A 10015-nucleotide genomic window follows, 5' to 3' on the forward strand; every position below is an offset into this window, starting at 1 on the left:
GTCGTTTTGTTCAAGGACTCCGCCAATGCCGCCCGGCTGGCGCGGCTGGCACCGTTCACGAAAGGTATGGAACGCATCGACGGGAAGCCGACGGTATACCTCTGCCGGAATTCCGCCTGCGAAACGCCGGTCGATTCGTTCGCCGGGCTGAAAGAGCGTCTCCGGTAAAAGCGATTGGCCCGGGCGGGATCTCGTCCCGTGGTGTCGTGAAAAATTTACAAACAATTTGGACGTAATCGGAGGCAATGATGCGTATATATTCGTTTTATAACTGTATGAAGCAGTTACAAACCGAAACCAGGGGATAGGTGTCATGAAAAAAAACGTAATGGGTTCAGTGTTGGCCGGGGTGGTTTTTGCCGGGGCCATGTCGTGCGGTGCGGCCTCGGGCCAATATTCGGCGCGGATTTCCGTAACCGGCCAGCTGGAAAAGGAGCGGGATTCGAGCAAGAACGAATCCACGAAATCGACGGCCAAAACCAAGAGCGAGAGCCAGCATTTCGATCTCAAGGTAACCGTGGCCAACACGGGCAAGGAAGAGGCCTCCTTTGATTTGGAGTATTATTTCTTCGCGCGCCATCTGACCAGCGATGGCGACAAGGGCGAGCCGGTTCTCGTTCAAAAAGGCAATGAAGCGGTTACGCTCGCCGGAATGTCGCGCGACACCATTCCGGTGGTATCCTCTTCCTTGAGCTGGTCGGAAACCAAGACAACCAGCAGTGGAAACAGCAATAACAACAGCAGCAGCTCCTCCCAGAAAAAGACGGTTTCCGGATCGGTCTACGATGGGTATGTGATGCTGCTGCGGGCCGATGGCGAAATCGTCGCCAAATATTCGCCCGATCGCAAGTTGCTGACCGATGAGGCGATCGCTTCGTTGGCCACCGCGACCGTTTCCGCTGCCGCACCCGCGAAAAGCGGGGCAAAACAGGCGGGCGGCAAGCGGAAAAAGAAATAGACCCGGATTGATTCGCGGAAAAAAACAAGGGGCCGTAATTCGGCCCCTTTTTCTGTCCTTGGCCCGTTCGGGCCGCAGTGTGGTGTTTCCGGTTGATCTAGCCCTTGGAGACGCGGTCGGAGTAGGACCCGTCGCGGGTGTCGATACGGATCACGTCGCCTTCGTTGATGAAAATCGGGACGTTGATTTCGTATCCGTTTACGAGTTTGGCGGGCTTCATCACGTTGGTGGCCGTATCGCCGCGCGCACCCGGTTCGGTTTCCGCAATGGTCATTTCAACGAAGTTCGGCAGGGTGATGTCGAGCGGGCGGTCGTTGTGGAAGAGGATTTCCACCTGCATGTCGTCGACAATGAAGTTCTTGAGGTTGCCGAGCAGCTCCTCGTTCAGGTGGGCTTCCTCGAAGGTTTCATTGTCGGAGAAGACATAGTCGTTGCCGTCGATGTATGAGAAGGTGTAGTCGCGAGAGATGAGGGCGCAACGGTTTACCTTGTCGGCGGAACGGTAGGTTTTGTCGAAGGTGTTGCCGGTAACGAGATTCTTGATCTTGCAGCGGTAAAGCGACTGGCCTTTGCCGGGTTTTGAAAACTCGAAGTTGGTAATCATGCAGGGGTCGCCGTCGATCTCGATCTTCAGGCCCTTCTTGAGGTCTGATGCACTGTACATAGTTGGTCCGTCCTTGGGGTTCTAAACTTAAAAAAGAGCGCGGATTATGCAAAAAGCGGCACCCCCTGCCAAGTTTGGATTTGTGATTTCGGCCCGGCGAGCGAATAAAAAATCGCGGAAAAACATGGCGGGTTCTGGCAAAACGTTATATTAAATACTCTATTGCCTTTGTGTACCGAGGCCATCAATGGAACTAGACAGAAGGAGAACGTAGACATGAAAAAATGGATAACACTTTTGACGATGACGCTGGCAACGGTGTTGAGCTTCACCTCAATGGACGCCCAGGCCAGAACCAAGAAAAACGATCCGGACAAGAAGACCGTCGAAAAAATCCTCAAGGAAGTCGGCGGCGAGCATTATGTCGATAAGATGAGGATCAATCAGGTGTGCTCAATGGAATTTGAAAATGCCGCCGGCGAGGAGGTCTATTACCATGTGTACAACATTTCGCTAAGAGAAGGCGGATACCGGATTGCGTTCTTCGACAATACCCCGAACTATTTGGGATTCTACAAGTCCGAATTTGAAGCCACCGACTATGAAGAAGGCGCCATCCTGCTGGACTCCGGCGACAGCGACGAAGAAGGCAACACCTCCTTTTTCACCCTTCCGGTGGGGTTGGCGGGCCCGGCGAGCAAAGTCCGCATCGACGGTGTTCCGACCCCGCTCGTCAAGAACCCCAAGCTCGCTCCGAAAGCAAACGGAGCGAAAGATGAAAGCGGCGGTCCCATCGCTGTCCCGCAGCCGAAATCCGCCAGCGGAAAAGACATCGAATACCGCGACTGGACAATTACGATGAATGGTAGAGAGATCTCCGCCAACGCAATCTTCGTTGAAAAGTCCGGCTCCAGCAACATCACGATCAAGGATTCCAAGCGTGGCAACACCGCAACAATTCCGATCTCCTCCCTGTCCCGGGAAGACCAGGCCTACCTGCGGGAAATCGGCGAGCTCTAAGCCGGCGTTCCGGTGCGAACCGCGATTGAAAAAAACCGCTCCGGACCGGAGCGGTTTTTTTTGTTTCCAGCCGCCGGATTCCTGCTTCCCGCCGGCCGCGTCCGCGGGTGCCAATCATTGCGGCATGCCGGGCGTTGTTCCCCCGATGGCATCGGCGGAGGCCTCTTCGGGCAGTCATTAAGCGGCTAATGAAATCCTAACATGGTTTGCGTTTAGCAACGGGCGGGGTTAGCCTATTGTCCATGATTTCGGTGACCCTATGGTAAAGCGAAAGACAACGACAGACGCAGGCAAGGCGACCTACAAGCTTAAGGCCGTCATTGATCTGGGCTCGACCGCGATCCGTATGGTGGTGGCGCAGATCCATGGCGACGGTTCCATCAAGACGCTCGATGCGTTGAGCCAAGCGGTGGCGATCGGAGCCGACACCTTCACCCGCGGCCGCATTTCCAGAACCACGATCAACGACTCCGTCAAGGCGTTGCGCAGCTTTTCGATCGTGCTCAAGGAATACGGAATCGATCTGGGCGCGGACGTGCTCGCCGTGGCCACCAGCGCCGTGCGCGAGGCCCGCAACCGCGACGAGTTCCTGGACCGGGTCTATATGGCCAGCGGCATCAACGTGCAGGTGATTGAAGGCTTCGAGGTGAACCGTCTGACCTTCCTGGCAATTCGGCCCGTCCTTCGCGCGAACGCCGTTCTGCGCAAGGACCGCCTGTTGGTCGCCGAGGTGGGCGGCGGCAGTACGGAACTGCTGGGGCTGGACGACGCCCGCGTTTCGTTTGCGCACACCTACCGCATGGGCTCCTTCCGGTTGCGGGAAACGATGGACGAGCAGCAGGGGTCCGAAGCCCGGCGCTTGGCAGTGCTCGATGCGGAGGTCGAGGCCGGGGTCCGCCAGTGCCGCGATGCGGTGCCGCGCGACAACAGCAAGCTTGCGCTTCTCTTGATGGGCGGTGAGGCGCGCCTGGCGGCGCAACTGATTTTGAAGGGCCTCAACGAAGGGTCGTTGGCGCAACTCAAGGTTTCGGATTTGTCGAAGCTCGCCGAAAAGGTGCTGATGCTCGACATCGAGCAGGTGGTCCGCAAATACCGGCTCACCCTGGACGAAGCCCAGGCGTTCGGCCCGGCGCTGCTCACCTATGTGAAGCTGGCGACCGCGTTCGGGCTCAAGCGCGTCTACATCTGCGGGGTCTCGTTGCGCGACGGCTTGCTCACGGAAGTCGCCGCCGGGGGGGCGTGGACCGACGATTTCGTCGAGCAGATCCTCCACTCGGTGCGCGAGGTGGGGCGGCGCTACAACCTCGACCAGACCCACGCCGATTGCGTAACCGGAATTGCGCTGGCGCTTTTCCACGCGATGAGCCGGGAGCATGCGTTGGGCTATCGCCATGAGGTCATCCTGACCGTGGCGGCGCAGCTGCACGATGTCGGCATGTTCATCGGGGGCAGCAGCCACCACAAGCACAGCAAATACATCATCGATAACAGCGAAATTTTCGGGCTGGGCGGCGAGGACATCAAGCTGGCGTCGCTGGTGGCGCGCTACCATCGCGGCGCATTGCCGCGCGCCAGCCATCTGGACTACGGCACCCTGCCGCGCGAGCAACGGCTGGTCGTCAGCAAGCTGGCCGCCCTTCTGCGCGCGGCCGATGCTTTTGACCGATCGCACACGCAGGCGATCAAAACGGTGAAGGTGGCGGTTTTGGACGACGAGGTCGTGGTGGCACCCGAGCGCCCCGGCGAATATGCCGCCGAGAAGCGGGCGCTGGCGGCGAAAGGGAAAATGTTCGAGCAGGTTTATGGCCGCACCGTTGTGTTGCGCGCCAAGCGGAGGCAGGGATAGACATGGTTGCGAAAAAACAGAAGCCCCGGTATTTCAACCGCGAGCTCAGTTGGCTCGAGTTTAATCAGCGTGTGCTGGAGGAGGCCAAGGCGGTGGGCAATCCCATGCTGGAGCGCCTCAAGTTCCTGGCCATCGTCGCTTCCAATCTCGATGAGTTTTTCATGGTGCGCGTCGGCGGTCTGCACATGGCCCGCAAGGCGGGGAGCCGAAAGAAGGATCCGTCGGGACTGACCCCCATGGCGCAGCTGCGCGAGATCGTCAAACGCGCCCGCGCCATGATGAACGACCTGCACGGATGCTTCAACGACGAGGTCTCGCCGGGCTTGGCCGCCGGGGGCATCCGCCATGCGGATATCGCCGCGCTCACCGCCGAACAGGAAACCGCGCTCCATCAACTCGTCCACGACGAGCTCTTCCCGGTAATCACTCCCTTGGCGGTGGCAGGGGGGCAGGATTTTCCGCGGATCCAGAACATGGCGCTGCATCTGGCGGTTCGGTTGCAGGGCATCGGCTCGGCGGATGGGCAGGAGGAGGTCTTTGCCGTCATGTCGCTCGACCGGGCCGGCCCGCGCGTGGTCCAGCTGCCCGCCGAGTCCGGCTATGAATATGTGCTGCGCGAGGAAGTGGTCGGCAAGTATGCCGCCAATTGGTTCCCCGGTTTCAACGTGCAGGAATGCGCCGCCTTCCGCATGACCCGCAACGCCGATTTCGCCGTGCAGGAAAACGAAGCGCCCGATCTGCTCTCCGGCATGGAGGAGGTGCTCGAAGAGCGCAAGACCGGCGACTGCATCCGCCTCGAAGTCGCTTCCTCGATTTCGAAAAGGTTGCTCGTGTTTCTATGCAAGGGGCTTTCGGTCGCCGACGACAACATCTATCCGGTGGCGGGGGTTCTCAACCTGAAGGACTTCATGCCGATGGCTTTCCTCGACGGCTTCGATGAGCTGAAGGCCGAGCCCTGGCCGCCGCAATCCTCGCCGGACGTCGTGCCGAACGAGCCGATGTTCGGGCAGATCGCCAAGAAGGATCTGCTCTTCTACCATCCCTACGAGACGTTCGATCCCGTCGTCCGCTTCATCGAAGAGGCGGCGGTCGATCGCGAAACCATGGCCATCAAAATGGTGCTCTACCGAACCAGCTCCGACAGCGCCATCATCGCCGCCCTCAAGCGCGCGGCCGAAAACGGCGTGAACGTCACGGTGCTGATGGAGCTCAAGGCGCGGTTCGACGAAGCCCGCAATATTGGCTGGGCGCGCGACCTCGAACAGTGCGGCGTGCAGGTGGTCTACGGCGTGAAGGGCTACAAAACCCACGCGAAGATTTGTCTCGTCGTCCGCCGCGAACCGGCCGGCGTCGTCCGCTACTGCCACTTCGGCACGGGCAACTACAACGAATCCACCGCCAAACTCTACGGCGACATCAGCTATCTCACCTGCAATCCGGAACTCGGGGCCGATGCCTCGGCGTTCTTCAACGCCCTCTGCGGCTATGCGCAACCGGCCGACTTCCGCCTCATCAGCATGGCGCCCATCGGCATGCGCGACAAGCTGCTGGAGTTGATCGATTTCGAGATCGAGCGCGCCAAGAGCGGCAAGAAGGCCGTGGTCAATGCCAAGGTCAATTCGCTGGTCGATGTCGCCCTGTCCGAAAAGCTGCACGAAGCCGCGGCGGCCGGCGTGAAGATCAAGCTGAATGTCCGCGGCATCTGTTGCCTGAAGCCGACCCGCAACCTCGAGATCACCAGCATCATCGACCGCTATCTGGAGCATGCGCGCATCATCCATTTCCACCACGGCGGCAAGCCGCGCGTGTTCATCGCCAGCGCCGACTGGATGCCGCGTAACCTCGACAAGCGGTTGGAGCTGATGGTGCCCGTCGAGGACCAGGTTTGCCGCGACCGCCTGATCGCCATGCTGGAAATCCACTTGGCCGACAACCAGAGTAGTTGGTTGCTGAAAGAGGACGGTTCCTACCAACGCATGGCCGCCAAGCAGGCCCGGGTCCGCTCCCAGGAAGTGCTCTACAACCAGGCCTGCGAGGCCGTAATCAATGCCGCGAACAACCGCCGGACCCGTTTCGAGCCCCACCGCCCCGAATCGCAAAACTGATTCGTCGGACGGTTCGCGCAACGGCGGCTATTTGCGAAACAGCTTTTTCAGCCGGTCGATCAGCGGTTCGGTACCGGTGCCGGTGCCGGATGCATAGGGCGGGGGGCTGACTTCGACATCGATGTTGCCTTCGCGGAAGCCGCTGAAATGGCTGGCTTGGTGTTCCATCATCACCATCCGCAGTTCCTGCTGTCCGGCCATGTAGATGTAGCCGCCGATGAAGGCCAGCATCAGGCTGGGTTTGAACGGGCCGATGACGCCGAAGAATTGCACGGGCAGGCCGAACAGCCCGATGATCACGAACAGGCCGCAGAAATATTTGCCGATTTGGGCCGCCGTGCGGGTGGCGTTCAGCCGTCCCTGTTTCAGCGTGAGCCCGGCGCGAAGCACGCGCCCGCCGTCCATCGGAAACACCGGCAGTATGTTGAAGAAAAACAGCATCGTGTTGAGGTAGCCCAGAAACCACGTCAATTCCCAGATCCGGAAGACCAGCGCAAGCACCAGGCTCACCGCAGGCCCCGCCAGGGCAATCAGGATTTCGTCCATCGGCTTCTTGGAGAGATTGGCGATCTTGGCCGCGCCCCCGAACGGATAGAGGACGATTTCGTGGATGTAGCCGCCCTTGGCGCGGGCCACGACCGAGTGCCCCAGCTCATGCAACGCCACGCTGCCGAAGATGCCGACCGCCAGAACCGCAATGGCCAGCAGATTGAAGCCCGACCAGATCGAAAGTATGCCGATGGCGATCAAAAGCGAGATATGCAAGCGAATCGGAATGCCCAGAACGGAGCCGATCGAAAGCGCGTTGTTAACCATTTTCATCTGTTTCCTTGAAGTTTGAAGCTTCGACACGGTCGACGCTCGGCGGTTTAAAAACAAGCGGAAAGCTCGCCCAATTGCGCGCACACGTGCGCACGCGTGCGCCGTGGTCGGCAAGCGGGCCCGGCGGCCCGGTGCGGCCTTTTTTGTTCTTGTGCTTCCAATGGGGGTAAATATCCGTAGTATTCGCAACTTAATTTCAACGTGGGAACGCCAATGAAGAAGAGCAGAATTGACCGCAGGTTTGCGGAACTGAAGAAGCAGGGTAAAAAGGGATTCATCGCCTACCTGTCGGCCGGGGATCCGAACCTCGAGGATACCGTCGACATCGTTTTGCGCCTGGAGGCGGCCGGGGTGGACCTGGTAGAGCTGGGGCTGCCGTTTTCCGATCCGCTGGCCGATGGCCGTGTCAATCAGGAAGCCGCCACCCGGGCGCTCGAAGCCGGTTCCACGTTCGATGGCGTGATGGCGTGCGTGGCCAAAATCCGCGAGCGCTCCGACATCCCGATGATTTTCTATGCCTACATGAATCCGTTGCTCTCGCGCGGCTATGAAGCGTCGATCCGGGCGGCGGCCGAAGCGGGGATCGACGGCTTCCTGCTGCTCGATCTGCCGCTGGAAGAGGAGGGGCCATACCGCAAGGCGCTGAGCGAAAACGGGCTCAACTCCATCAAGCTGGTTACGCCCACCACGCCGGATGAGCGCATTGAAAAAATCGTCAAGCGCGCCAACGGGTTCATCTACTGCGTTTCGCGCGAAGGCGTGACCGGGGTGCAGAGCGAGATTGCCGAAGGGGCGGGCGCGTTGGTGCAGCGCATCAAGGAGCATTCCAACCTGCCCGTGGCGCTTGGCTTCGGGATCGGTACGCCGGAGCAGGCGCGCGATGCCGCCGCGCTGTCCGACGCGGTCGTGGTGGGCAGCGCAATCGTGAACGCGTTCCACAACAACCCGCACACGGCCGAAGGCCGCGCCGATGCCGCCGCGCTGGTGAAGCAGATGGTGGATGCCGTTAAAGCGGTTCAGGCCTAGCAACTGAAAAAACAATTAAACCCGGAGTCGAAATGGCAGGACGTTACGCGGTAATCATGGCAGGTGGGAAAGGGGAGCGCTTCTGGCCGCTCAGCACATCCCGACATCCGAAACAGCTGTTGGCCTTGGTCGGCGACAAGCCGCTCATCGCGCAGGCCGTTGACCGGCTGCAAGGCCTCGTCCCTCCCGAAAACGTGTTCGTGGTCACCAACGCGGATCTGGTCGATGCCACCCGCGAAGCCGCCCCGTCGCTTCCGCCCGAGAACATTGTCGGCGAACCGGTCGGCCGCGACACCGCCGCCGCCGTCGCCTGCGGCGGCGCCTTGGTCAAGGCCCGCGATGAAAACGGCGTCTTCGCCATCCTCACCGCGGATCAGGTGATGGGCGATCTCGACGTTTTTTCCGCCACGCTCAAGGGCGGGATGGATCTGGCCGAACAGAACGACATCCTCGTGACCATCGGCATCGAGCCGACCTACCCCGCGACCGGATTCGGCTACATCGAGTCCGGCACCCGCTTCGATACCGCCGAGGGCGTCGAATTCCGCAAGGCCGACCGCTTCGTTGAAAAACCCGACGAAGCCACCGCCGCCCAATATCTCGAAACCGGGAAATTCTATTGGAATTCCGGCATGTTCATCTGGTCCGTTGCCGCGCTCGAAAAGGCTTTCGGCGCCCATTGCCCGGCCATGCGGGAACTGATGGATACGCTCGCGGGCTATGCCCGGGACGGAAAAATCGTCGAAGGCATGGCCGCCACCTATCCGGACCTCGGCAAAATCTCGATCGACTACGCCCTCATGGAAAAGGCCGGCAACATCGTGATGGCCTGCGGCACCTTCTACTGGGACGATGTCGGCGCCTGGCCCGCGCTCGAAAGCCATTTTGAGCAGGATCGCTGCGGAAACACGCCCATCGGGCAGGTCGAAACCCTCGATGCCCACGGCAACATCGTCCTTTCCAAGGATCGCCTCACCGCCGTCATCGGGGTCAGCGATCTCATCGTGGTCCAGGCCGAAGGCGTCACCCTCGTCTGTCCCAAGGATCGCGCGCAGGACATCAAGAAGATGGTAATTGCCTTGCGGGAAACGGGTTCCTACGACGCGCTGCTCTAGCCCAAACCCCGCCGCCGCCAGGACGGCCAAAGCCGGGGCCGGGCCTGCGCTGCTTGGGTGCGCTTCGGCTCCTGCCGGCTGAAAACTTTCCTGCTTGAAAGCAGTTGCCAAACCCATTGGTTTTGGTATCTTCCATGGCTTTCCTCCCCTTGCCGGGGTGGCGAAATTGGTAGACGCACGGGATTCAAAATCCCGCGACTTCGGTCATGCGGGTTCGAGTCCCGCCCCCGGCACCACTTCTTTTCCCCGCGATATGCGCGCGAAATCGGCTCTCCTCCAAAGGCTCATCCCCGCATCTGATGGAGAGCCATGCTGTAGGAAACGGCCCGCTGGGCCCTGCCGAGGCGATTCAACCGCCGGAGCAATGGAACCGCTCCTGCCCGCACCGCCCAGGCGCTCCACCAAATACGTCTGCGTGCGGATCTGAAACGTTCCGGGAAGCGTGAGCTGGAAGGCGGCGCTAGGTGATGTCGAGCCAGGCAAAGCGGTATCCGCCCAAGGGCAGGTCGCCGGCGGGGA

The 10015-nt window shown here is 60.3% G+C and carries 8 protein-coding genes and 1 tRNA gene; 7 read left to right on the plus strand and 2 right to left on the minus strand.

What is annotated here, in order from left to right; genetic code table 11:
* Positions 1-313 precede the first annotated feature (313 nt).
* On the plus strand, positions 314-958 hold the full coding sequence (locus ABYO54_RS09065) for a hypothetical protein (protein ID WP_372807931.1): 645 nt from the start codon (positions 314-316) through the stop codon (positions 956-958).
* Positions 959-1055: 97 nt separating this feature from the next.
* Here the strand turns inward: ABYO54_RS09065 and efp are convergent, their stop codons facing one another.
* Positions 1056-1622 (minus strand): elongation factor P, encoded by a 567-nt coding sequence (gene efp / locus ABYO54_RS09070; protein WP_372807932.1) that lies wholly within the window; start codon positions 1620-1622, stop codon positions 1056-1058.
* 216 nt (positions 1623-1838) lie between these two features.
* Between efp and ABYO54_RS09075 the strand changes: the two genes are divergently transcribed.
* From ABYO54_RS09075 to ppk1, 3 genes are all read left to right on the plus strand, one after another.
* Complete coding sequence (locus tag ABYO54_RS09075) at positions 1839-2582, plus strand: hypothetical protein (RefSeq protein ID WP_372807933.1); 744 nt, start codon at positions 1839-1841, stop codon at positions 2580-2582.
* 259 nt (positions 2583-2841) lie between these two features.
* Positions 2842-4428, plus strand: coding sequence for an exopolyphosphatase (locus tag ABYO54_RS09080; RefSeq protein ID WP_372807934.1), 1587 nt, complete (start codon positions 2842-2844; stop codon positions 4426-4428).
* Between the two features lie 2 nt (positions 4429-4430).
* Positions 4431-6533 (plus strand): polyphosphate kinase 1, encoded by a 2103-nt coding sequence (ppk1, locus tag ABYO54_RS09085; protein WP_372807935.1) that lies wholly within the window; start codon positions 4431-4433, stop codon positions 6531-6533.
* A gap of 27 nt (positions 6534-6560) precedes the next feature.
* Here the strand turns inward: ppk1 and ABYO54_RS09090 are convergent, their stop codons facing one another.
* Positions 6561-7355: a site-2 protease family protein gene (locus ABYO54_RS09090; protein ID WP_372807936.1), complete on the minus strand. Its 795-nt coding sequence runs from the start codon at positions 7353-7355 to the stop codon at positions 6561-6563.
* A 213-nt stretch (positions 7356-7568) separates the two neighbouring features.
* On the opposite strand from ABYO54_RS09090, the gene trpA reads away from it, so the two are divergent.
* The 3 genes from trpA (at position 7569) to ABYO54_RS09105 (ending at position 9732) form a co-directional block, all read left to right on the plus strand.
* Positions 7569-8381, plus strand: a complete 813-nt coding sequence (trpA, locus tag ABYO54_RS09095; RefSeq protein WP_372807937.1) for a tryptophan synthase subunit alpha — start codon at positions 7569-7571, stop codon at positions 8379-8381.
* Between the two features lie 32 nt (positions 8382-8413).
* On the plus strand, positions 8414-9496 hold the full coding sequence (locus ABYO54_RS09100) for a mannose-1-phosphate guanylyltransferase (RefSeq protein ID WP_372807938.1): 1083 nt from the start codon (positions 8414-8416) through the stop codon (positions 9494-9496).
* Between the two features lie 151 nt (positions 9497-9647).
* Positions 9648-9732 (plus strand) — tRNA-Leu (locus ABYO54_RS09105).
* Positions 9733-10015 lie beyond the last annotated feature (283 nt).

It is taken from the genome of Pontiella sp. (assembly GCF_041622395.1).
Lineage (GTDB): Bacteria > Verrucomicrobiota > Kiritimatiellia > Kiritimatiellales > Pontiellaceae > Pontiella.